Source organism: Streptomyces sp. TG1A-8 (assembly GCF_030499535.1).
In the GTDB taxonomy this organism is placed as follows: Bacteria; Actinomycetota; Actinomycetes; order Streptomycetales; family Streptomycetaceae; genus Streptomyces.
This window is the reverse complement of the sequence record NZ_JASTLB010000001.1, coordinates 4,579,920-4,602,186: the sequence shown is the minus strand read 5'-3', so window position 1 is coordinate 4,602,186 and position 22,267 is coordinate 4,579,920. Positions and strand designations below refer to the sequence as shown.

The 22,267-nt window shown below is 73.5% G+C and carries 17 protein-coding genes and 1 pseudogene; 6 read left to right on the top strand and 12 right to left on the bottom strand.

Translation table 11 applies throughout. The annotated features are described in order from the left end of the window. Window positions 1-4: 4 nt before the first annotated feature. From QQY24_RS20160 to speB, 8 genes and pseudogenes are all read right to left on the bottom strand, one after another. Window positions 5-1,429 (bottom strand): S28 family serine protease, encoded by a 1,425-nt coding sequence (locus QQY24_RS20160; RefSeq protein ID WP_301974090.1) that lies wholly within the window; start codon window positions 1,427-1,429, stop codon window positions 5-7. A gap of 87 nt (window positions 1,430-1,516) precedes the next feature. After that, on the bottom strand, window positions 1,517-1,903 hold the full coding sequence (locus tag QQY24_RS20155) for a hypothetical protein (RefSeq protein WP_301974089.1): 387 nt from the start codon (window positions 1,901-1,903) through the stop codon (window positions 1,517-1,519). A gap of 108 nt (window positions 1,904-2,011) precedes the next feature. Beyond that, window positions 2,012-5,731, bottom strand: coding sequence for an ABC transporter ATP-binding protein (locus QQY24_RS20150; RefSeq protein ID WP_301974088.1), 3,720 nt, complete (start codon window positions 5,729-5,731; stop codon window positions 2,012-2,014). Window positions 5,732-5,842: 111 nt separating this feature from the next. Further along, window positions 5,843-6,868, bottom strand: coding sequence for an esterase-like activity of phytase family protein (locus QQY24_RS20145; RefSeq protein ID WP_301974087.1), 1,026 nt, complete (start codon window positions 6,866-6,868; stop codon window positions 5,843-5,845). A 55-nt stretch (window positions 6,869-6,923) separates the two neighbouring features. Further along, entirely contained in the window at window positions 6,924-7,856 is a 933-nt protein-coding gene (locus QQY24_RS20140) for a serine hydrolase (protein ID WP_301974086.1), read from the bottom strand. Between the two features lie 402 nt (window positions 7,857-8,258). Beyond that, window positions 8,259-8,390, bottom strand: a complete 132-nt coding sequence (locus QQY24_RS20135; protein ID WP_301976298.1) for an N-6 DNA methylase — start codon at window positions 8,388-8,390, stop codon at window positions 8,259-8,261. A 155-nt stretch (window positions 8,391-8,545) separates the two neighbouring features. Then, window positions 8,546-9,091 (bottom strand): annotated as a pseudogene (locus QQY24_RS20130) (thiamine pyrophosphate-binding protein); the annotation flags it as partial. Continuing rightward, the gene (gene speB, locus QQY24_RS20125) at window positions 9,088-10,068 is read right to left on the bottom strand and encodes an agmatinase (protein WP_301974085.1); all 981 of its coding nucleotides are present in this window, start codon (window positions 10,066-10,068) and stop codon (window positions 9,088-9,090) included. The gene speB and the pseudogene QQY24_RS20130, both read right to left, overlap by 4 nt. A 227-nt stretch (window positions 10,069-10,295) precedes the next feature. Between speB and QQY24_RS20120 the strand changes: the two genes are divergently transcribed. Further along, window positions 10,296-11,873 carry a PucR family transcriptional regulator gene (locus QQY24_RS20120; protein ID WP_301974084.1) on the top strand — a complete coding sequence of 526 codons (1,578 nt, stop codon included), beginning with the start codon at window positions 10,296-10,298 and terminating at the stop codon, window positions 11,871-11,873. Between the two features lie 63 nt (window positions 11,874-11,936). After that, the gene (locus tag QQY24_RS20115) at window positions 11,937-12,725 is read left to right on the top strand and encodes a phosphatase (protein ID WP_301974083.1); all 789 of its coding nucleotides are present in this window, start codon (window positions 11,937-11,939) and stop codon (window positions 12,723-12,725) included. Between the two features lie 96 nt (window positions 12,726-12,821). Here QQY24_RS20115 and QQY24_RS20110 read toward each other — a convergent pair whose 3' ends face one another. The 4 genes from QQY24_RS20110 to QQY24_RS20095 all read right to left on the bottom strand — a co-directional run bounded on the left by QQY24_RS20110 (window position 12,822) and on the right by QQY24_RS20095 (window position 16,374). Further along, a complete protein-coding gene (locus tag QQY24_RS20110; RefSeq protein ID WP_301974082.1) occupies window positions 12,822-13,208 on the bottom strand; it encodes a hypothetical protein in 387 nt (128 codons plus the stop codon). Between the two features lie 369 nt (window positions 13,209-13,577). Beyond that, complete coding sequence (gene tesB / locus QQY24_RS20105) at window positions 13,578-14,444, bottom strand: acyl-CoA thioesterase II (protein WP_301974081.1); 867 nt, start codon at window positions 14,442-14,444, stop codon at window positions 13,578-13,580. A gap of 36 nt (window positions 14,445-14,480) precedes the next feature. Then, the gene (locus tag QQY24_RS20100; protein WP_301974080.1) at window positions 14,481-15,638 is read right to left on the bottom strand and encodes an acyl-CoA dehydrogenase family protein; all 1,158 of its coding nucleotides are present in this window, start codon (window positions 15,636-15,638) and stop codon (window positions 14,481-14,483) included. A 130-nt stretch (window positions 15,639-15,768) separates the two neighbouring features. Next, window positions 15,769-16,374, bottom strand: a complete 606-nt coding sequence (locus QQY24_RS20095) for a TetR/AcrR family transcriptional regulator (protein ID WP_301974079.1) — start codon at window positions 16,372-16,374, stop codon at window positions 15,769-15,771. 96 nt (window positions 16,375-16,470) lie between these two features. Here QQY24_RS20095 and QQY24_RS20090 point away from each other — a divergent pair, with 96 nt between their 5' ends. Genes QQY24_RS20090 through QQY24_RS20075 form a run of 4 tightly spaced genes read left to right on the top strand, consistent with a single transcriptional unit; the run spans window position 16,471 to window position 22,149 of the window. After that, window positions 16,471-18,087 (top strand): carboxyl transferase domain-containing protein, encoded by a 1,617-nt coding sequence (locus QQY24_RS20090; RefSeq protein ID WP_301974078.1) that lies wholly within the window; start codon window positions 16,471-16,473, stop codon window positions 18,085-18,087. An 11-nt stretch (window positions 18,088-18,098) separates the two neighbouring features. Beyond that, on the top strand, window positions 18,099-20,045 hold the full coding sequence (locus QQY24_RS20085) for a biotin carboxylase N-terminal domain-containing protein (protein WP_301974077.1): 1,947 nt from the start codon (window positions 18,099-18,101) through the stop codon (window positions 20,043-20,045). Then, complete coding sequence (locus QQY24_RS20080; RefSeq protein WP_301974076.1) at window positions 20,042-20,983, top strand: hydroxymethylglutaryl-CoA lyase; 942 nt, start codon at window positions 20,042-20,044, stop codon at window positions 20,981-20,983. Before QQY24_RS20085 ends, QQY24_RS20080 begins: the two co-directional genes overlap by 4 nt. Before the next feature lie 5 nt (window positions 20,984-20,988). After that, the gene (locus tag QQY24_RS20075) at window positions 20,989-22,149 is read left to right on the top strand and encodes an acyl-CoA dehydrogenase family protein (RefSeq protein ID WP_301974075.1); all 1,161 of its coding nucleotides are present in this window, start codon (window positions 20,989-20,991) and stop codon (window positions 22,147-22,149) included. Window positions 22,150-22,267: the final 118 nt, after the last annotated feature.

Below are 22,267 nucleotides of genomic sequence, written 5' to 3'. Positions count from 1 at the left end.
GAGGTCACGGGCGCAGTGCGGGCTCCCGCTCCACGCCCCGTACGTCCAGCCGGGCGTCGTGGCGGGCGAGCGGCTCGGCCGCCGACGGGTCCTGACGCACCGCCGGGGACGCCACCCCGGCCCACTGCAGGATCCGGGCCGTCGCCAGCGCCTTCTGGTCGGGGACCAGACCGGCCACGTTCGCGCCGTGGTTCATGCCGGGCGCGGTGAAGACGTAGGAGTCGCGGGCGCCCGCGCCGAGGCGGAAGCGTTCCGAGCCCCAGGGGTCGTTCTGGCCGTACACGAAGAGCATGTGCGTGGCGTGGTGGCGCACCCAGGTGTCCACGTCCCGCATCGCGGCCGGCTGGAAGCGCATCGGGACGGTGCGGGGCACGAAGTTGCGCGGCGGCTGGTAGCCGTAGCGGATGAGCCCGCGCTCGATGTGCGGGAAGTGGATGGTGGGGGCGCCCAGTTGGGTGCCCGCCTGGTAGTAGTACGGCGTGTACGGCTCGAGGCCCTGGTCGGTGTAGGCGGAGAAGCCGGAGACGGTGTCGACCGAGTCCCAGATCGCGTCGTCCGTCGCGGTCGCCGCGTCCGCCGGGACGGTGCCGCAGTCCTTGAGCAGGCTGTACTGCCAAAAGCCCCAGGCGTAGTCGAGGACGACCGCCTCGTAGGCCCTGTCCAGGCCGCCGATGGTGTCGAAGGTGTAGCCGTTGTCGGCGGCGTACCGGGCGTACCTCTCCTCCAGCGGCGCGCGGCGCACCAGCGCCTCGCGCTGGACGGCGTTCAGCCGGTCGCGGCACTCCTCGGTGCCGACGCCGGCGAAGAAGCGGTCGTAGGCCGAGTCCTCCTTGTCGACGACGTCGTCGGGGGCGACGTAGGCGACCACGCCGGCCATGTCGCGGGGGTAGAAGCGCTCGTAGTAGGTGGCGGTCATGCCGCCCTTGGAACCGCCGGTGGCCAGCCACCTGCCGCCGTACAGGGGCCTGAGGGCCTCGAAGACGCGGTGCTGGTCGCTCGCGGCCTGCCAGATGTCCAGCGCGGACCAGTCGGCCGGGTCGGGGCGGGACGGCGTGAAGAAGCGGTACTCCAGGGAGACCTGGTTGCCGTCCACGATCTGGGTGGGCTCGCGCCGGGACGGGGTGGTGGAGACGTTGTAGCCGCCGGTGTAGAAGACCGTCGGGCGGCTGGTGTCCCTGTGCAGCACCGTGATCCGCTGCTGGAAGGTGCCCCGGGACGGGTGCCGGTGGTCGACCGGCTGGGTGTAGGACAGGACGAAGAACCGGTAGCCGGGGTACGGCTTCTCCTCGATCAGGCTCATGCCGGGTATCGCCAGGAGCCGGTCCTTGACGTCGGTGGGCCCGGACCGTGCGGCGGTGGCCGTGCCCGCTGTGCCCAGCGTGCCCATGAACACCGCGAGCGCCAGCAGCCATCTGAGCACCTTGCGCATGCGCACTCTCCCCTGTGAGACGGATGTGCGCCGGAACCTATCCGAGCAAGGTGCCGCGCACCAGGGGGTGTTGGCCGGGCCGCGCGCTCAGCACAGGATCCAGCCGGAGCTGACCGAGCCCCGGCCGACCGATCCCCCGACCCGGACGCAGCGGTGGCCGGCGTGGACGGTCACCGGGCCCGCGCGGTACTGGTACGTGCCCCGGTCGACGACCGGGCGGTTGCCGCGGGCCTGGACGCTGACCGACATCGGGCGCCGGGCGCCGGGCGTCCTGGCGACCGTGACGGCGCAGACGTAGCCGTCGCGCTTGTAGAGGTGGACGGTTCCGGTGGCGAACGGCAGGCTCCGCACCTCGCGCCCGGCGCAGGCGGTCGCCGCCTCGGCGTCGGCGGGCACCGCGAGCGCGAGCGCACCGGACGCGGCCAGCAGGGCCGCGCCGAGCGCCAGCCGCCGGCGCATCGCACCTCCGTCCACTGCCGTCCTCCCCGCACCGCCCCGTGCCGCCGCGTTCCCCGGTCCCGCGCCACCGGCGACCGTACTGACGTACGGACGCACGGCGTGCGCCCGATGGTTGCGCGGCCGTCAGCGCGAGGCGCCCACCGGCTCCTCCGGTTCGGACTGGCCGACGAAGGCGCGCCACAGCTCGGCGTAGCGTCCGCCGCGGGCCAGCAGCTCCTCGTGGGTGCCGTCCTCGGCGACCCGGCCGTGGTCCATCACCACCACCCGGTCGGCGCGGGCGGCCGTGGTGAGGCGGTGGGCGACCACCAGCGTCGTGCGGCGGCCCGCGATGCGGTCGGTGGCCTGGTTGACCTGGGCCTCCGTGGCCAGGTCCAGGGCGGCCGTGGCCTCGTCCAGCAGGAGGATGTCGGGGTTCACGAGTTCGGCGCGGGCGAGCGCGATCAGCTGGCGCTGGCCGGCCGAGAGGTTGCGGCCCCGTTCGGCGACCCCGTGCAGGTAGCCGCCCTCCAGCGTGGCGATCATCTCGTGCGCGCCGACCGCCCGGGCCGCCGCCTCGACCTCGGCGTCGGTGGCGTCGGGGCGGCCGTAGGCGATGGCGTCGCGGACGGTGCCGGGGAAGAGGTACGCCTCCTGCGGGACGACGCCGAGGCGGTGCCGGTACGAGGTGAGGTCCAGGGCGCGCAGGTCGGTGCCGTCGACGGTGACCCGCCCGGCGGTGGGGTCGTAGAAGCGGGCGACCAGCTTGACGAGAGTCGACTTGCCGGCGCCCGTCTCGCCGACGAAGGCGACCGTCTGCCCGGCCGGGATGGTCAGGTCGATGCCGGTGAGGGCCTCCTCCTCGGCGCCGTAGGCGAAGTGCACGTCCTCGAAGGCGATGTCGCCGCGCAGCGAGAGGACGTCGAGGGGCTCGCCGGCGGACCGGGTGGACGTCGGCTCCTGCAGGAGTTCCCGGATGCGGCCCAGCGAGACGGTGGCCTGCTGGTAGCCGTCGAAGACCTGGGAGAGCTGCTGGACGGGGGCGAAGAACAGGTCGATGTAGAGCAGGTAGGCGACCAGCGCGCCCGTGGTGAGCGTGGCCGCCTCGATCCGGCCCGCGCCCGTCACCAGGACGGAGGCCGCCGCCACCGAGGACAGCAGCTGGACGAAGGGGAAGTACACCGAGATCAGCCGCTGGCCCCGGATGCGGGCGCGCCGGTAGGCGTCGCTGCGCCCGGCGAACCGGCGCCCGCCGTCCCGCTCGCGCCGGAAGGCCTGCACGATCCGCAGCCCGGCGACCGACTCCTGCAGGTCGGCGTTGACCAGGGACACGCGCTCGCGGGCCAGCTCGTACGCCTTCACGCTCGCCCGGCGGAAGAAGAAGGTGGCGACGACCAGCGGGGGCAGGGTGGTGAAGACGACGAGGGCGAGCCGGACGTCGAGCACCAGCAGGGCGGCCATGATGCCGAAGAAGGTGACGACCGAGACGAACGCGGTGACCAGGCCGGTCTGCAGGAAGGTGGACAGCGCGTCGACGTCCGTGGTCATCCGGGTCATGATCCGGCCGGTCAGCTCGCGCTCGTAGTAGTCGAGGCCGAGCCGCTGGAGCTGGGCGAATATCTTCAGGCGCAGCACGTACAGGACGCGTTCGCCGGTGCGGCCGGTCATGCGGATCTCGCCGACCTGCGCGGCCCACTGCACGAGCACCGTGAACAGGCCCAGCAGGGACGCCGTCCAGACCGCGCCGAGGGCCGCCCGGGTGACGCCCTGGTCGATGCCGTGCCGGATGAGCACCGGCAGCAGCAGGCCGGCGCCCGCGTCCACGGCGACCAGCAGCAGGCTGGCCAGCAGGGGGCGACCGAAGCCGTGCAGCAGCCGGCGCAGCCCGTACGACTCCTCCGGGCTGACCGCGCGGGCCTCGTCGATGCCGGGGGTGTCGGTGGCCGGGGGCAGCGCCTCGACCTGGGCGAGCAGCTCGGGGGTGGCCGGGGTGCCGGCGAGGGCGGTGTCCTTCGGCGCGCGGTCGCCGGTCCACAGCCGCGGGGTGACCCCGCGTTCGGCGTCGAACTCGGCGTCCAGCTCGTCGCGGACGGAGGTGTCCTCCTCCGGTTCGGCCGGGCGGGCGGGGCCCGGGGAGACCTCGCCCAGCTCGTCCGGGTCGGTGAGCAGGCGGCGGTACAGCGGCGAGCGTTCCTGGAGTTCGTCGTGGGTGCCGATGTCGGCGAGCCGGCCGCCGTCGAGGACGGCGATCCGGTCGGCGAGGTTCAGGGTGGAGCGGCGGTGGGCGATGAGAAGGGTGGTGCGGCCCTCCATGACGTGGGCGAGGGCCTCGTGGATCTCGTGCTCGACACGGGCGTCCACGGCCGAGGTGGCGTCGTCCAGGACGAGCAGGCGCGGGTCGGTGAGCAGGGCGCGGGCGAGGGCGATGCGCTGGCGCTGGCCGCCGGAGAGGGTCAGCCCGTGCTCGCCGACCTCGGTGTCGTAGCCCTCGGGCAGCCCGGTGATGAAGCGGTGGGCCTGGGCGGCGCGGGCGGCGGCCTCGATCTCCTCCTGGGTGGCGTCCGGGCGGCCGTAGGCGATGTTGTCGCGGACGGTCTCGGAGAAGAGGAAGGAGTCCTCCGGCACCAGGCCGATCGCCGCCCGCAGCGAGTCCAGGGTCAGCTCGCGCACGTCGTGGCCGCCGATCAGGACGGCACCGTGGGTGACGTCGTAGAAGCGCGGCAGGAGGAGGGACAGGGTGGACTTGCCGGAGCCGGAGGAGCCGACGACGGCCAGGGTCTCGCCGGGCCGGATCCCGAGGCTGAGCCCGTTCAGGACCGGGCGCTCGGGGTCGTAGCCGAAGGACACGTCCTCGAACTCGACGGTGGCGGGCGCGTCGGCGGGCAGGGTCTTGGTGCCGTCCTTCAGGCCCGGTTCGGTGTCGATCAGCTCCAGGACGCGTTCGGTGCCGGCGCGGGCCTGCTGGCCGACGGTGAGGACCATGGCGAGCATGCGGACCGGGCCGACCAGCTGGGCGAGGTAGGTGGAGAAGGCGACGAAGGTGCCGAGCGTGATGTGGCCGCGTACGGCCAGCCAGCCGCCGAGGGCCAGCATGGCGACCTGGCCGAGGGCGGGGACGGCCTGTAGGGCGGGGGTGTAGGCGCTGTTCAGGCGGATCGTGCGCAGCCGTCCCGCGAACAGCCGGCGGCCGACCTCGCGCAGCTTCCCGGTCTCCTGCTCCTCCTGCCCGAAGCCCTTCACCACGCGGACGCCGCTCACGGCGCCGTCGACCACGCCCGCGACGGCGGCGGCCTGGGCCTGCGCGTACCAGGTGGCGGGGTGCAGCCTGGTGCGGCTGCGCCTGGCGATCCAGCCGAGCGCCGGGGCCACGGCGAGGGCGATCAGGGTCAGCGGCACCGACAGCCAGGCCATGATCACCAGGGACATCAGGAAGAGCAGGACGTTCCCGATGGTCATCGGGAGCATGAAGAGCAGGCCCTGGATCAGCTGGAGGTCGCTGGTGGCGCGGCCGACGACCTGCCCGGTGGACAGCTCGTCCTGGCGGCGGCCGTCGAGCCGGGTGATCGTGGCGTACATCTCGGTCCGCAGGTCGTGCTGGACGTCGAGGGCGAGCCGGCCGCCGTAGTAGCGGCGGACGTAGGCGAGGGCGTAGACGAGGACGGCGGCGGCGACCAGGGCGCCGGCCCAGGGGGCCATGGCCCGGGTGTGGCCGCCGATCACGTCGTCCAGGATGACCTTGGTGATCAGGGGGACGACGGCCGTGACGGCCATGCCGGCGAGGGAGGAGCCGAGGGCGAGGACGACGTCCTTCGGGTAGCGCCAGGCGTAGCCCGCCAGTCTTCGTGCCCATCCCCGTTGCGGTCCCACGCGGGTGCCTTCCGTTCGACCTGATCTTCCGGAAGGCACCAACGCCGACAGAAGCGGATTTCATCCCTCCGCAACAAACGGGGCAGCGCCGGGCGCGTGCCTGCGGCTGCCTCAGACGCGTACCCGCAGGTAGTAGAACCGGGTCGTCTGGGTCGCGCTCTGGTTGTCGTCGCTCACCAGCAGGACCTTCAGGCGGCCGGCGCAGTCACGGCCGGTGACCGCCATCCCCTCGATGTTGTCGAGCAGGGGGTTCGGCTGGGGCTGCTTGGCCGTGGCACCCAGGGACGGACAGGTGGCGATGTCGGTCAGGAGGGTCTTCCTGATCAGCCGTACGCCGTCCTGACCGGTCAGGTTCCCGATGCCGCTGGTGTCCGTCGCGTGGCGGAGGTCGGCCAGGTAGAGACGGACGGTGTTGCCGGTGCCGGCGGTGAAGCCGCGTTCCAGGACGAGGAGGCGGCCGTCGGGGGTGGCCTGCACCTCGGGGACGCCGAGGCCGGCGTCGGTGCGGTAGGCGTACTGGGCGGCGAGCCGGAAGCGGCCGTGGTGGCGGGTCCATGTCTGGAAGCGGACGATGCCGGTGGAGTCGCCCGAGAGCGCGTACTCCATGGAGGCCAGCAGCGTGCGGCCGCCGGGCAGCAGGGTCAGCCCCTCGAAGGTCTGGTTGGCGGTGGCCCGGCCGGCCGGGGCGACCTGGAGGGAGGACGGGACCGGGAGGCGGTCCAGGATCCTGCCGTCGCGGGAGTACCGGCGGACGGACGGCTCGGTCTCGGAGGAGACCAGCCGGGTGCCGTCGCGGTCCACGGCCAGGCCCTCGGAGTCGAGGTCGGCGCCGTTCTCGTCCGCGAGGCGCACGGCCGACGTCGGCCGCAGGGTCCGCGCGTCCAGGCCGAGGAGGGAGGAGCGGTCCGCCAGGGCGGCCAGGGTGCCGTCACGGTCCACGGCGAGGGCGGAGAGGTTGCCGACGAAGGCGCCCTGGTACGTCGTCTTGTCGAGCGCGTCGGAGAAGCGGTCGAGCGAGACGGCCGGTGAACAGGGGTTGCCGGTGGCGGAGCGGGCGTCGGCCGGGCCGGCGGCGGCCAGGCAGGTGGCCGCCGCCAGGCCGGCGGTGAGGGTGGCGAGTACGGTTCTCAGGCGCATGGAGGTCACCGTAGAACGGGACGGCGACGCGGGGGGGGGACCGCCTGGTGAAGCGTCAGCCGCCCGACGGCACCGCGGGGAACGCCTCGCTGGGCGTGGCCGTGGGCGTGTAGCGCAGGGCGGTGGCCGAGGACGTCGTCGGGACGAGGTCCTTGTGGACGGCCTTCGCCACGTTCTGGATGGTGGTGACGCCGTAGTCCATGGTGCTGTTGTCCTGCGTCAGCACGCTGATCACGTAGTCGTGGCCGCCACCGTTGAAGGTGCCGACGCTGTGCACCCGCCAGCCGTGCGTGGAGCGCTGCAGCCAGCCGTTCTTGACGTGCACGGCGACGGTGGACGGCGCCCCGGCCGGGGTGCCCCAGCGCTGCGAGGAGACGACCTGCCCCATCAGCTTCAGGACGTAGGCGCGGGAGTTGTCGCTCAGGACCGTGTTCTTCGCGGTGAGGAGCTTGAGCAGCTTCTGCTCGTCCGTGACGTTGATCTGGGTCAGGCCCCAGTAGCCGTTCGCGCCGGGGACGGTCTTCGTCATCCCGACCGCGCTCAGGAAGCCCTTGACCTTCGTCAGGCCGAGCTGCTTCCACAGCGTGCTGGTGGCGCTGTTGTCCGACTTGGTGATCATGGCCGTGGCGAGCGAGGCCTCACGGTCGGTCAGATAGCGGTTGTGCTTCTTCGCGTCCCACAGCAGCGTGGCGAGGACGGTGACCTTGACGACACTGGCCGAGTCGTAGGCGGTGGTGGCCCGCAGCGTGCAGGTGGTCTGGGTGGAACGGTCGTACACGCCGACCGCGACGGTGCCCTTGCGGGTGGCGAGCGCGGCGGTGATGTCCTTCTGCAGCTTGGCGGCGAGGCCCGCCTTGGCGGACGTACAGCTGACGGCGGGCGCGGTCGCCGCCGCGGCCGGGGTGGCGGCGGTGACGGCCGGTATGAGCAGCGCGGCGCCGAGGGCGGCCGCCAGCGCTCCGGCGCGGCCGGATGTCCGGTAGGTCATGAGGAGTTCCCTTGTGAACGTCGTACGGGCGTCACCTGAACGCCGTCGGGCGCGCCCTGCGCGCCGTCTGAGTGACTCGCGTGGGCGGGTGAAAGTTGTACGCGTGTTCGGGGGACGGGAGTTCGACGTGCGGGCGGCCGGGCCGGGCAGGGAGGGGGGAGAGGGCCGGCCGTCCCGGTGGCGGGCCGGCCGCGCGTCAGCCCCGGTCCCGCCCGGGCGCGCGAGCGGCTCCGCCGGCGGCCGGCGGGTGCCCGGCCGGGGTGTGCAGGGTGAGGGTCGCGTCGGTCTCGACGGTCAGCGCGAACCGTTTCCTTCGGGCGCCGGCACACACCCGAAGGGACAGCCCGTCCACAGTGAGGTGGGCTTCGGGGGCGGAGTACGTCGAAGGATCGGCCGGGACGGTCACCCGCCGGTTCTCCCCTCGATCCTCATGTTCTCGGTGGGGGCGAGGAGCTCGACCGTCATCCGGACCACGGCGCGCGGGGTGTAGGACTCGCCGCCCTCGCGTCCGGCCGTGTCCGCGAACTCCTTGATCAGGTACTCGTAGGCGGCACCGATCAGGTCGGGGAACTCGAAGTCCTCCGTGCGCAGCCGGATGCGCCCGAAGTGCGCGATGAGGAGCTGCAGGCGCCGGTCGGCGAGCTTGGCCGCGCCGACAGCTCGGTCGCCCCGTCCTTGTCCTTCTCCGCCGGGCCGTGCGGAGCGGTCAGCGCCGACCTCCAGGCCGCCGCGATCGCCGACGGGATCTGGGACTGGCTGCGGACCGTGCGGACCGACTTGACCACGCCTCGGAACGAGGCCGCTTGGTCCGGGAGTTCATGGAGGTAGCCGTGCCGGCCGCCGCCCAGGACCGCCGTGGGGACCCGGCTGCTGATCTCGCCCAGCACCGGCGCGCTCGCCGCGGCCGCCTCCTGGAGCGTGGCCAGCGACACCAGCGCGCCCTGGCCCGTCGACAGCAGCAGCGGGGCCGCCTCGCCGGTGATCCTGCCGTAGGCGCCCGCGGCGAAGCCCCGCTGTTCTCCACCCGGAGCCCGACGTAGCGCAGCGAGGAGCGGCGCAGCGCGTCGAACACGCCCAGGGCGTGCCGGCCCGGGCAGGCGAAGACGGTCCGTCGCGCCCAGCCCGGCCAGGGTCTCCACGACCAGGTCTCCGCCGTTGCGCCCCGGGGACGGGTCCGGGGCGGCCGGGACCTGCGCCGCCGTCGGGCGGAGCACCGGGTCGTGGTCGTGGGTCACTTCGCTTCCGGGTCCTTCCGGGCCGCCGCGATCCGGCGGCTCATGATGGTGGTCAGTTCGTACGCGGTGTGGGAGGCCGCCACGGAGGTGATCTCCGCGTGGTCGTACGCGGGCGCGACCTCGACGACGTCCGCCGAGACCAGGTTGCAGGACGCCAGGCCGCGCAGGATCTCCAGCAGCTCGCGCGACGTCATGCCGCCCGCCTCCGGCGTGCCGGTGCCGGGCGCGTGGGCCGGGTCGAGGCAGTCGATGTCGACGGAGATGTAGAGCGGCCGGTCGCCGATGCGCGCGCGGAGCTGGTCGGCGACCTCGTCGGCGCCGCGGCGGTAGACGTCCGCCGACGTGACGATGCCGAAGCCCATCTTCTCGTCGTCCGTGAGGTCCTGCTTGCCGTACAGCGGGCCGCGCGTGCCGACGTGGGAGAGGGCGGAGGTGTCGAGGATGCCCTCCTCGACGGCGCGGCGGAAGGGGGTGCCGTGCGTGTACTCGGCGCCGAAGTAGGTGTCCCAGGTGTCGAGGTGGGCGTCGAAGTGGAGCAGGGCCACCGGGCCGTGCTTCTTCGCCACCGCGCGCAGGAGGGGCAGGGCGACGGTGTGGTCGCCGCCGAGGGTCATCAGGCGCGCGCCGGCGCCGAGCAGCTCGTCCGCCGCGGCCTCGACGGTCTCCACGGCCTCGTGGATGTCGAACGGGTTCACGGCGATGTCGCCGCCGTCCGCCACCTGCGCGAGCGCGAAGGGGGAGGCGTCCTGCGCGGGGTTGTAGGGGCGCAGCAGCCGGGAGGCCTCGCGGATGGCGTTGCCGCCGAAGCGGGCGCCGGGCCGGTACGAGACGCCGGAGTCGAACGGCACGCCCACGACGGCGACGTCGGCGGTGCCGACCTCGTCCAGGCGGGGCAGGCGGGCGAAGGTGGCGGGGCCGGCGTACCGCGGGACGCGGGAGGAGTCGACGGGGCCGCGGGGCGTGTCGTTGCCGCTCATGCTGGAATGCCTTCTTTCTCGCGTTTCGTCGCGGATGCACTGCTCGTCGTCCGACTCTCCTGGCGAGCAGGGGCCGGTTCGGACACGAGTCCGGAGGATGAGCCGGGGTGTGACGGCGGCGGGCCGCGGGGACGTCCGCCCGCGCCCGCGGCTGCCGTGCCGACTCGACACTAAGTGGCCGGAAAGCGGCTGCGAAGTGTACGTTTCCTCCAGTCGCGCGGTACGGGATGGAGGAAACGCACACCATGCCGGAGACGCCCGCCCCCGCGGTCCCCCCGACCCCACCGGTCCCGCTGCCGGCCCTGCTGGCCCGGCAGGAGCTGGGCCTGGCGCAGATCGCGGGCCCGCGCGACCCGGCGACCGTGATCCACGGGGCGCACGCCTCCGAGATGGCCGACCCCTACCCCTACCTGCTGGGCGGCGAGCTGCTGCTGACCGCCGGGGTGCACGTCCCGCAGGCGGGTCCGGGCACCTCCTTCGACTCCTTCGGCTCCCTCGACGACTACGTCGCCCGGATCGTGGCCGCGGGCGGCGCGGCCCTCGGCTTCGGCCTGGCCCCCGTCCACGACACGGTCCCGCGCGCCCTGGTGGCCGCCTGCGACGCCCGGGGCCTGCCCCTGCTGGAGGTGCCACCCCGGACCACGTTCTCGGGGGTGGCCCGGGCGGTGTGGCAGCTGATGGCCCGCGCCCGCCTGGCCGAGCTGCGCCGCGTCACGGAGGCCCAGCAGGCCCTCGCCGCCGCCGCGTCGCGTCCGGACCCGGTCCCGTCGGTGCTGCGCCGCCTGGCCGGGCACCTGTCCGGCCGGGCGGTCCTGTACGGCCCCGACGGCACGGTGGCCGCGGCGGCGGGCCGGGACCTTCCCGAGGAGGCCCGGCAGGCCCTGGCGCACCTGGCCGGGGTGGTCCGCCCCGCCGCCCGGCCGGTCCCCGGCCGGGCGGCGGAGGACGGCACCGGCCGGGGCGACGCACCCGTTCCCCCCACCCGCCCCGCGCCCGCCTCCGCCACCGACGTGTGCGGCGGGACGCACCTGGCCGCCTACGCGCTGGGGACCGGGGACGGGTTCGTGCTCGCGGTCGCCGCGGACCGGCGCGGACCCGGTGACTCCACCATCGCCTCCGTCGCCGCGGTGCTGCTGTCCCTGCTCACCGGGGAGCACCACGGCGGCAGCGCGGCCGTGCGGTCCGCGGCGCTGGTGCGGCTGCTGCTGGGTGCCGCGCCCGAGGAGGTCGCGCCGCTGCTGGGGGACGGCGACGGCCGGTGGATCGTCGTGCACGCGCGGCCCCAGACCCGGGCACCCGACGCCGTCGCCGCCGCCGCGCTCGGGGCCGCCCTGGGCTCGCCGCTGGTGGACCCCGGTCCCGACGCCGTACGGGTGCTGGTGCCGGCCGGGCGGGAGCCGGACCCGCAGCCCGGCTGGATCCTGGGGATCAGCGCGCCCGCCGGTCCGCAGGAGTGGCCCGCCGCCGACGGCCAGGCGGCCCGTGCGCTGGCCCGTGCCCGCGCCACCCGCGCACCGCTGGTCCGGCACGGCACCGGGCGGGGTCTTGCGGACCTGGTGCCCCGGGCGGACGCCGAGGCGCACGCCCGGACGCTGCTCGCCCCGCTCGCCGCCGGAGCCGCGCTGGCCGAGACCCTGCGCACCTGGCTCTCCCTGCACGGCAGCTGGGACCGCACGGCGGTGGCGCTGGGCGTGCACCGCAACACCGTGCGGCAGCGCATCGGCCGCTGCGCCGCCCTGCTGGGGGCGGACCTGGACGACCCGGACGTGCGGATGGAGCTGTGGTTCGCGCTGCGGCAGGGGTGAGCGGGGCGTGCCCCGGGGCGTTCAGCCGCGACGCGCACGGCCCGCTGCCCCACAATGGGAGGCATGCCGATATCCGGGACACCCAGCCGCGCCCAGCTCGTCGACCACCTGGTGAGGACCCGTATCGCGGGGGACGTCGCCACGCCCCGCGAGAACAACCTCTCCCACTACCGCCAGCTCTCCAACGGTGTCCGCACCTTCTGGCTCGGCCTGGAACTGGGCGAGCGCTGGAACGACGAGCAGGACGTGCTCGCGGTCATGGCCGAGCGGGTCGGCGTCAGCGACGACCCCGGGCACCGGTACGGGCAGGACACCATCGACCCGGAGCTGACCGTGGACGCGCTGGAGCGCCTGGCGCGCCGGCTGCGCAAGGCGGCCGACGGCCGGCAGCGGGTGCTGTTCGCCACCGGGCACCCGGGCGGCCTGCTGGACGTGCACCGGGCCACGGCCGCCGCGCTGCGCGCCGCCGGCTGCGAGATCGTCGTCGTCCCGGACGGGCTGCAGACCGACGAGGGGTACGTCATGCAGTTCGCGGACGTGGCCGTGCTGGAGCACGGGGCGACACTGTGGCACACCCATTCCGGGGAGCCGATGCGGGCCGTCCTGACGGGACTTGAGCGTGCGGGCCGCCCGCTGCCCGACCTGGTGGTCGCCGACCACGGCTGGGCCGGGTACGCCGGGCAGCACGGCGTCGACTCCGTGGGGTACGCCGACTGCAACGACCCTGCGCTGTTCCTCGCCGAGTCCGAGGGCACCGTGCAGGTGGTGGTGCCGCTGGACGACCACGTGGTCAGCCCCCGGCACTACGATCCGATGACCGCGTACCTGCTGGCGGAGGCGGGCCTGGCCTGAGGCGCGGGGACACCGGCACGACGAAGCGCGGCACCCTCGGCGGGGCCGCACGTCGCCGTTCACTCAGTCGACTGCCGGTTCGGTGACCTGCGTGCGTCAGCGGTGACCGCCGCCGTTGCCGTGACCGTTGTCGCCGCGGTTGCCGTGGTCGTTGTCCCCACGGTTGCCATGGTCGTTGTCGCCGCGGTTGCCGTGGTCGTTGTCCCCACGGTTGCCATGGTCGTTGTCCCCATGGTTGCCGTGGTCGTTGTCATTGTCGTTGTACCCGTTGTGGTGACGGCCGTTGTCGCAGTCGTCGTCGTTCCACCAGTTGTTGTGGTGGCGTGAGTCGTCGTCACAGCTCCTGCTGTAGGAGCTGTGGCCGTCGTGATTGGCCGAGGTCGTCGCCGAAGCGGTGCCCGCCGTGCCGATCGCGGCACCACCGGCCATGAGCAGACCGGCTGCGGACAGCCCGACGAGACGCCTCGCGCGTGTTGATCGCATGGGAAGTACCTTTCGTTCCATCGTCTCTCGCGACTCCTCGGTGAAGTGCGCGAGGTGATGGCCGCCGCCGCACGTCACTGACAGGTGCGGCACGGTCCTCGGATGTCACCGCGGATTCATGAGCGGCACGTGGCCACGGCCGGCGCCTGCGGCCCACCCGTACGCGGTTGTCGGCGTCGGGTGCCGCGGCTGAGGCCCGGGTCACCGGGGCCTCGCCTGCCGCTCGTGCCGTGCACTGCGGCTTTTCACTTCCCGAGCCTAGACCCGCTGGCGCACCGCGTCATCTCGGGAGCCGCCGGCCCGTCCGGTGACGACCGGCACCCGTGAACCCGGTTGGGTACGGGGCGTGTTGACGACCGGCCGGTCGTCTCACCGGGGGACGCGGACCACGCCCTCCTGGATGACGGTGACGGCCAGCCGCCCGTCCCGCGTGTAGATGCGGGCCTGGCCCAGGCCCCGGCCGCCGTGCGCGGACGGCGACTCTTGGTCGTACAGCAGCCAGTCGTCGGCGCGGAAGGGCCGGTGGAACCACATGGCGTGGTCCAGGGAGGCGCCCACGACGTCGCCGACGGCCCAGCCGCCGCGGCCGTGCGCGAGCAGCACGGAGTCGAGCAGGGTCATGTCGGAGACGTAGGTGGCGAGGACGACGTGCAGCAGGGGGTCGTCGTCCAGCTTGCCGTTGGTGCGGAACCACACCTGGGAGTGCGGCTCGCGCGGCTCGCCGAAACGGCCGTACGGCGGCTCGTCCACGTAGCGCAGGTCGATCGCCTCGCGGGCCTCCAGGAACCGCTCCACGACGTCCGGGGCCAGGTGGCCGTAGCCGCGCAGCCGCTCCGGGGAGGTGGGCAGGGTCGCCGGGTCGGGGGCGGGCGGCACGGGCGCCTGGTGGTCCAGGCCGTCCTCGTGCGCCTGGAAGGACGCCGAGAGGTGGAAGATCGGCTTGCCGTGCTGGACGGCGACGACGCGGCGGGTGGTGAAGGAGCGGCCGTCGCGGATGCGGTCGACGGTGTAGACGATCGGCGCGCCGGGGTCGCCCGGGCGCAGGAAGTACGCGTGCAGGGAGTGGGCGGGCCGGTCCGCGGGGACCGTCCGTCCGGCGGCGACCAGCGCCTGCGCCGCGACCTGTCCGCCGAAGACCCGCGGGACGACGGCGGAGCGGGAGCGGCCGCGGTAGATGTCCTCCTCGATCTGCTCCAGGTCGAGCAGATCGAGGAGGTCCTGGAGTGCCTGGCTCATGGCGTCTAGTTGTACCGGGCGGCGGTCGTGCCCGTCCTACAGGCCCATGCTCTTGGCGATGATCGTCTTCATGATCTCGCTGGTGCCGCCGTAGATGCGGTTGACGCGGTTGTCCGCGTACAGGCGGGCGATCGGGTACTCGTTCATGTACCCGTAGCCACCGTGCAGCTGCAGGCAGCGGTCGATGACGCGGTGGGCGACCTCGGTGCAGAACAGCTTGGCGGAGGCGGCCTCGGCGGGCGTCAGCTCGCCGGCGTCCAGGGCCTCCAGGGCGCGGTTGGCGACGGCCTCGGCCGCGTCCACCTCGGCCTGGCAGGCGGCCAGCTCGAACTTGGTGTTCTGGAAGTGGGCGACCGGCTTGCCGAAGACGGTGCGCTCCTGCACGTACTGCTTGGCGAACCGGACGGCCGCCTTGGCCTGCGCGTAGGCGCCGAAGGCGATGCCCCAGCGCTCCGAGGGCAGGTTGGCGCCGAGGTAGGAGAAGCCCTTGTTCTCCTCGCCGAGCAGGTCCTCGGCGGGGACCTTGACGTCGACGAAGGCCAGTTCGGCGGTGTCGGACGTCTTCAGGCCCAGCTTGTCGAGCTTGCGGCCGACGGAGTAGCCCTCGGACCCGGTGTCGACGGCGAAGAGGGAGATGCCGTGGCGGCGGTCCTCGGCGGTGGCCGGGGCGGTGCGGGCGCAGACGATGACCCTGTCGGCGTGGACACCGCCGGTGATGAAGGTCTTGGCGCCGTTGAGGACGTAGTGGGTGCCGTCCGCGGAGAGCTTGGCGGTGGTCTTCATGCCCGCGAGGTCGGAACCGGTGCCCGGCTCGGTCATCGCGATGGCCCACATCTCCTCGCCGGAGACGAACTTGGGCAGGAACCGCTTCTTCTGGTCCTCGGTGGCGAGCATCTTGATGTACGGCAGGGCGAGCAGCACGTGCACGCCGGAGCCGCCGAAGTTCACGCCCGCGCGGGCGGTCTCCTCGTACTGGATCGCCTCGAACTTGTGCGTCTCCAGGCCGGCGCCACCGTACTCCTCCGGCACGTTGATGCCGAAGAGGCCCAGCTCGGCGAGCTTGTAGTAGAACTCGCGCGGGGCCTGGCCGGCGGCGAACCACTCGTCGTACACCGGTACGACCTCGGCCTCGATGAAGGCGCGGAGGGTCTCCCGGAACGCCTCGTGATCCTCGTTGAACACCGTACGGCGCACGCCGCCACCTCCACGTACCTCGGCATGACATCGGCATGTCTAAGCGCTTGCTCACTCAACCGTACCGGCGAGTACGGAACCCCGTCCAGAGGGGGTCCGCCGTAACGCCCGTCACGCCCGGGGGCCGGGCTCAGGCCTGCGCGCCGCCCACCGCCGCGAACGCCCCCCGCGCCATGCGGTGCAGCAGGGCCGAGGTCGCCCCCCGGCCCGGGAGGGTGCCGGCACGACCCAGGTGGGGGGTGGAGTTGAGCAGGCCGAAGACCGAGTGGACGGCCGAGCGGGCGGTGGGCTCGGTCAGCGCCGGGTGGACCTCGCGGACCACCTCCACCCACAGTTCGACGTACTGCCGCTGCAGTTGCCGCACCAGCTTGCGGTCGCTGTCGCGCAGGCGGTCCAGCTCGCGGTTGTGCAGCGTGATCAGGGGGCGGTCGTCCAGGGCGAAGTCGATGTGGCCCTCGATCAGCGAATCCAGGACCGCCGAGGCGCCCGCCCGCCCGTCGGCCTCCGCCAGGCGGCGCCTGGCCCCCGTCAGCAACCGGCCGCTGATGCCCACCAGCAGCTCGGCCAGCATGGCGTCCTTGCCCGGGAAGTGGCGGTACAGGCCGGGGCCGCTGATGCCGACGGCGGCACCTATCTCGTCGACGCCCACGCCGTGGAAGCCGCGCTCGGCGAAGAGCCGGGCGGCCTCCTTGAGGATCTGCTCGCGCCGGGTGGGGGCGTCGGTTCTGGGAGCCATGACGGCAATTGTAGACAACGGGGTTAGCGGTCGTTAACCTGAGGGAAATGGTTAACGCTCATTAACGGGACGACCACTGGGTGAGGGGACCGCAGGATGCAGGAGGCACCGGAGCTGACGAGCGCGGCCGATCCCGCGTCGGAGGCCTGGCGGGCCAACGAGGAGGCGCACCGCGCCCTCGTGGAGGAGCTGCGCGCCAAGCTCGCCGCGGCGGCCCTGGGCGGCGGCGAGCGGGCCCGCGCCCGGCACACCGCGCGCGGCAAGCTGCTGCCGAGGGACCGGGTGGACACGCTGCTGGACCCCGGCTCGCCGTTCCTGGAACTGGCGCCGCTCGCGGCCGACGGGATGTACGACGGGCAGGCCCCGGCCGCCGGGGTGATCGCCGGGATCGGCCGGGTCAGCGGGCGCGAGTGCGTGATCGTCGCCAACGACGCCACCGTCAAGGGCGGGACCTACTACCCGATGACGGTGAAGAAGCACCTGCGCGCCCAGGAGGTGGCCCTCGACAACCGCCTGCCGTGCGTCTACCTGGTGGACTCCGGCGGGGCCTTCCTGCCGATGCAGGACGAGGTCTTCCCGGACCGCGACCACTTCGGCCGGATCTTCTACAACCAGGCCCGCATGTCCGGTGCCGGGATCCCGCAGATCGCCGCCGTCCTCGGATCGTGCACGGCCGGCGGCGCCTACGTCCCGGCCATGAGCGACGAGGCGGTGATCGTGCGCGGCCAGGGCACGATCTTCCTGGGCGGCCCGCCGCTGGTGAAGGCGGCCACCGGCGAGGTCGTCACCGCCGAGGAGCTGGGCGGCGGCGAGGTGCACTCCCGCGTCTCCGGCGTCACCGACCACCTCGCCGAGGACGACGCGCACGCCCTGCGGATCGTGCGGAACATCGTCTCCACCCTCCCCGCGCGCGGCCCCCTGCCCTGGGAGGTCCGGCCCGCCGTCGAACCGAAGGCCGACCCGTACGGGCTGTACGGCGCGGTCCCGGCCGACCCCCGCACCCCCTACGACGTCCGCGAGATCATCGCGCGCGTGGTCGACGGCTCCCGGTTCGCCGAGTTCAAGGCCGAGTTCGGGCAGACCCTGGTCACCGGCTTCGCCCGGATCCACGGCCATCCGGTGGGGATCGTCGCCAACAACGGCATCCTGTTCTCCGAGTCCGCCCAGAAGGGCGCCCACTTCATCGAGCTGTGCGACCAGCGCGGCATCCCGCTGGTGTTCCTGCAGAACATCTCGGGGTTCATGGTCGGCAGGGACTACGAGGCGGGCGGCATCGCCAAGCACGGCGCCAAGATGGTCACGGCGGTGGCCTGCACGCGCGTGCCCAAGCTGACGGTGGTGGTCGGCGGTTCGTACGGCGCCGGCAACTACTCGATGTGCGGCCGGGCCTACTCCCCCCGCTTCCTGTGGATGTGGCCCAACGCCAAGATCTCCGTCATGGGCGGCGAGCAGGCCGCCTCCGTCCTCGCCACCGTCAAGCGCGACCAGTCGGAGGCGCGCGGCGAGGACTGGCCGGCCGAGGCCGAGGAGGCCTTCAAGGCGCCGATCCGCGCGCAGTACGAGCGCCAGGGCAACGCCTACTACGCCACCGCCCGCCTGTGGGACGACGGCGTGATCGACCCGCTGGAAACCCGTCAGGTGCTGGGCCTCGCCCTGACCGCCTGCGCCAACGCGCCGCTGGGTGAACCCCGGTTCGGCGTCTTCCGGATGTGAGGAGGGGAACCGTGTTCGACACAGTGCTGGTGGCCAACCGGGGCGAGATCGCCGTGCGCGTGATCCGTACGCTGCGCTCGCTGGGGGTGCGCTCGGTGGCGGTCTTCTCCGACGCCGACGCCGACGCGCGGCACGTGCGGGAGGCCGACACGGCGGTACGGATCGGCCCGGCGCCGGCCGCCGGGAGCTACCTGTCGGTGGAGCGGCTGCTGGAGGCCGCCGCCCGCACCGGCGCCCGGGCCGTCCACCCCGGGTACGGGTTCCTCGCCGAGAACGCGGGCTTCGCCCGCGCGTGCGAGGAGGCGGGGCTGGTCTTCATCGGCCCGCCGGCGGACGCCATCGCCCTGATGGGCGACAAGATCCGCGCCAAGGAGACGGTGCGGGCGGCCGGGGTGCCGGTCGTGCCGGGGTCGAGCGGCAGCGGGCTGACGGACGCCCAGCTCGCCCGCGCGGCCCGGGAGATCGGGATGCCGGTGCTGCTCAAGCCCTCGGCGGGCGGCGGCGGCAAGGGCATGCGGCTGGTGCGGGAGGCGACCGCGCTGGAGGAGGAGATCGCGGCCGCCCGCCGTGAGGCCCGCGCCTCCTTCGGCGACGACACGCTGCTGGTGGAGCGGTGGATCGACCGGCCCCGGCACATCGAGATCCAGGTCCTGGCCGACGGGCACGGCAACGTCGTCCACCTCGGCGAGCGCGAGTGCTCCCTGCAGCGCCGGCACCAGAAGCTCGTCGAGGAGGCGCCGAGCGTGCTCCTCGACTCCGCGACCCGGGCCGCGATGGGCGAGGCGGCCGTGCAGGCGGCCCGCTCCTGCGGGTACCGGGGCGCGGGCACGGTGGAGTTCATCGTGCCGGGCGGGGACCCCTCGCAGTACTACTTCATGGAGATGAACACCCGTCTGCAGGTGGAGCACCCGGTCACCGAACTCGTCACCGGGCTCGACCTGGTGGAGTGGCAGCTGCGGGTGGCGGCCGGGGAGCGGCTCGCTCTCGCGCAGGAGGACGTCCGGCTGACCGGGCACGCGGTGGAGGCGCGGATCTGCGCCGAGACCGTGTCCGTCAAGGAGGGCGCGCGCGGCTTCCTCCCCTCCGGCGGCACGGTCCTGCTCCTGCGCGAACCGCAGGGCGACGGGGTGCGCACCGACTCCGGACTCAGCGAGGGCACCGAGGTGGGCAGCCTGTACGACCCGATGCTGTCCAAGGTGATCGCGTACGGGCCGGACCGGGCGACGGCCCTGCGCAGGCTGCGGTCGGCCCTGGCGGAGACGGTGACGCTGGGCGTGCCGACCAACGCGGGCTTCCTGCGCCGGCTGCTGGCCCACCCGGCGGTGGAGGCGGGCGAGTTGGACACCGGGCTGGTGGAGCGGGTGATGGACGGGCTGGTCCCCGCAGACGTCCCGGAAGAGGTGTACGAGGCGGCGGCGGCCGTCCGCCTGGAGGCGCTCGCCCCGCGCACGGAGGGCTGGGTCGATCCCTTCTCGGTACCGAACGGCTGGCGGCTGGGCGGCGCTGCGAAGCCGCCCGCCTTCCCGCTCCGGGTGGGCGAGCCGGTGACGTACCGGCCGCGCGGCACCCACACCGTCGCCGGGGACCGGGTGACCGTCACCCTCGACGGCGTCCGGCACACCTTCCACCGGGCCGGTGACTGGATCGGCCGCGACGGCGACGCCTGGCAGGTGCGCGACCACGACCCGGTGGCCGCCTCGCTCGGCCGGTCCGCGCACGCGGGTGCCGACTCGCTCACCGCGCCGATGCCCGGCACGGTGACCGTGGTGAAGGTGGCCGTCGGCGACGAGGTGACGGCGGGCCAGAGCCTGCTGGTGGTGGAGGCGATGAAGATGGAGCACGTCGTCTCCGCCCCGCACGCGGGCACGGTCGCCGAACTGGACGTGACCCCCGGGACGACGGTCGCCATGGACCAGGTGCTCGCCGTCATCGTGCCCACCGAGGAGGCGGCGAAGTGAGTGCCGGCGAGCTGCCCATGGCCGTACCGGCCCCGGACCTGCCCGCACGGGTGCGGATCCACGAGGTCGGTGCGCGCGACGGGCTGCAGAACGAGCAGGCGGCCGTGCCAACCGGGGTGAAGGCGGAGTTCATCCGACGGCTGGCCGGCGCGGGCCTGACGACGATCGAGGCGACGAGCTTCGTCCACCCCAGGTGGGTGCCGCAACTGGCAGACGCCGAACAGTTGTTCCCCCAGGTCGCCGACCTCGACGTGGCCCTGCCCGTCCTGGTGCCCAACCAGCGCGGCCTGGAGCGGGCGCTGGCCCTCGGGGCCCGCCGGATCGCGGTCTTCGCCAGTGCCACGGAGTCCTTCGCCAAGGCCAACCTCAACCGCACCCTGGACGAGTCGCTGGCCGTGTTCGAGCCGGTGGTGCGCCGGGCGAAGGACGCCGGCGTGCACGTGCGCGGATACGTGTCGATGTGCTTCGGCGACCCCTGGGAGGGAGCGGTCCCGCTCCCCCAGGTGGCCCGCGTGTGCACGGCCCTGCGGGACATGGGCTGCGACGAGCTGAGCCTCGGCGACACCATCGGCGTCGCCACCCCGGGCCACGTACGGGCCCTGCTGTCCCTGCTGAACGAGCGGGGCGTGCCGACTCCCGCGATCGGCGTGCACTTCCACGACACCTACGGCCAGGCGCTCGCCAACACCCTGGCCGCGCTGCAGCACGGCGTCACCACCGTCGACGCCTCCGCGGGCGGCCTGGGGGGCTGCCCGTACGCCAGGTCCGCCACCGGCAACCTCGCCACCGAGGACCTGGTGTGGATGCTGCACGGCCTCGGTGTGGGCACCGGGGTCGATCTGGGCCGTCTGACCGCCACCAGTGTGTGGATGGCCGAACACCTGGGCCGTCCCAGTCCGTCCCGTACCGTCCGCGCCCTCTCCCACAAGGACCAGTGATCAGCATGGACCACCGCCTCAGCCCCGAGCTGGAGGAGCTTCGCCGTACGGTCGAGGCGTTCGCGCACGACGTGGTGGCGCCGAGGATCGGTGACCTCTACGAGCGGCACGAGTTCCCGTACGAGATCGTCCGTGAGATGGGCCGCATGGGCCTGTTCGGGCTGCCGTTCCCGCAGGAGTACGGCGGCATGGGGGGTGACTACCTGGCCCTGGGCATCGCCCTGGAGGAGCTGGCCCGGGTGGACTCCTCGGTGGCGATCACCCTGGAGGCGGGGGTGTCGCTGGGGGCGATGCCGCTGCACCTGTTCGGCACCGAGGAGCAAAAGCGCACGTGGCTGCCGCGGCTGTGCGCCGGTGAGGTCCTGGGCGCGTTCGGCCTGACCGAGCCGGACGGCGGCAGTGACGCCGGGGCGACCCGCACCACGGCCCGGCTGGACCCGGACAGCGGCGAGTGGGTCGTCAACGGCACGAAGTGCTTCATCACCAACTCGGGCACGGACATCACCGGGCTGGTGACGGTCACGGCGGTCACCGGCCGCAAGCCGGACGGGCGGCCGCGGATCTCGGCGATCATCGTCCCGTCGGGCACGCCCGGCTTCACGGTCGCCCCGGCCTACTCCAAGGTCGGCTGGAACGCCTCGGACACCCGGGAGCTGTCCTTCCAGGACGTGCGGGTGCCGGCCGCCAACCTCCTGGGCGAGGAGGGCCGCGGCTACGCCCAGTTCCTGCGCATCCTGGACGAGGGGCGCATCGCCATCGCGGCGCTGGCGACGGGTCTGGCGCAGGGGTGCGTGGACGAGTCGGTCAAGTACGCCCGCCAGCGCCGTGCCTTCGGCCGGCCGATCGGCGCCAACCAGGCCATCCAGTTCAAGATCGCCGATATGGAGATGCGGGCCCACACCGCCCGTCTGGCCTGGCGGGACGCGGCCTGCCGCCTGGTGGCGGGCGAGCCCTTCAAGAAGGAGGCGGCGCTGGCGAAGCTGCACGCCTCCACGGTGGCGGTGGACAACGCCCGCGACGCCACCCAGGTCCACGGCGGCTACGGCTTCATGAACGAGTACCCGGTGGCCCGCATGTGGCGCGACTCCAAGATCCTGGAGATCGGCGAGGGCACCAGCGAAGTCCAGCGGATGCTGATCGCCCGGGAACTGGGCCTGGTGAGCTGAGCCCCACCACCCACCACCCGCCCCGCACCCACCGGACGCCACCCCGCCGCCCGTCCGGGCGGCGGGGTGGCGTCCGCGTCCGGCGCGTCAGGAGCCGTGATCCGGGGAACCCGTTCGC

What these genes read in the sequence shown, in the direction of transcription:
- QQY24_RS20160 (WP_301974090.1), bottom strand. Translation starts at nt 1,429, where the DNA reads ATGCGCAAGGTGCTCAGATGGCTGCTGGCGCTCGCGGTGTTCATGGGC.
- QQY24_RS20145 (WP_301974087.1), bottom strand. Translation starts at nt 6,868, where the DNA reads ATGCGCCTGAGAACCGTACTCGCCACCCTCACCGCCGGCCTGGCGGCG.
- QQY24_RS20140 (WP_301974086.1), bottom strand. Translation starts at nt 7,856, where the DNA reads ATGACCTACCGGACATCCGGCCGCGCCGGAGCGCTGGCGGCCGCCCTC.
- speB (WP_301974085.1), bottom strand. Translation starts at nt 10,068, where the DNA reads ATGAGCGGCAACGACACGCCCCGCGGCCCCGTCGACTCCTCCCGCGTC.
- QQY24_RS20120 (WP_301974084.1), top strand. Translation starts at nt 10,296, where the DNA reads ATGGAGGAAACGCACACCATGCCGGAGACGCCCGCCCCCGCGGTCCCC.
- QQY24_RS20115 (WP_301974083.1), top strand. Translation starts at nt 11,937, where the DNA reads ATGCCGATATCCGGGACACCCAGCCGCGCCCAGCTCGTCGACCACCTG.
- QQY24_RS20110 (WP_301974082.1), bottom strand. Translation starts at nt 13,208, where the DNA reads ATGCGATCAACACGCGCGAGGCGTCTCGTCGGGCTGTCCGCAGCCGGT.
- tesB (WP_301974081.1), bottom strand. Translation starts at nt 14,444, where the DNA reads ATGAGCCAGGCACTCCAGGACCTCCTCGATCTGCTCGACCTGGAGCAG.
- QQY24_RS20095 (WP_301974079.1), bottom strand. Translation starts at nt 16,374, where the DNA reads ATGGCTCCCAGAACCGACGCCCCCACCCGGCGCGAGCAGATCCTCAAG.
- QQY24_RS20090 (WP_301974078.1), top strand. Translation starts at nt 16,471, where the DNA reads ATGCAGGAGGCACCGGAGCTGACGAGCGCGGCCGATCCCGCGTCGGAG.
- QQY24_RS20075 (WP_301974075.1), top strand. Translation starts at nt 20,989, where the DNA reads ATGGACCACCGCCTCAGCCCCGAGCTGGAGGAGCTTCGCCGTACGGTC.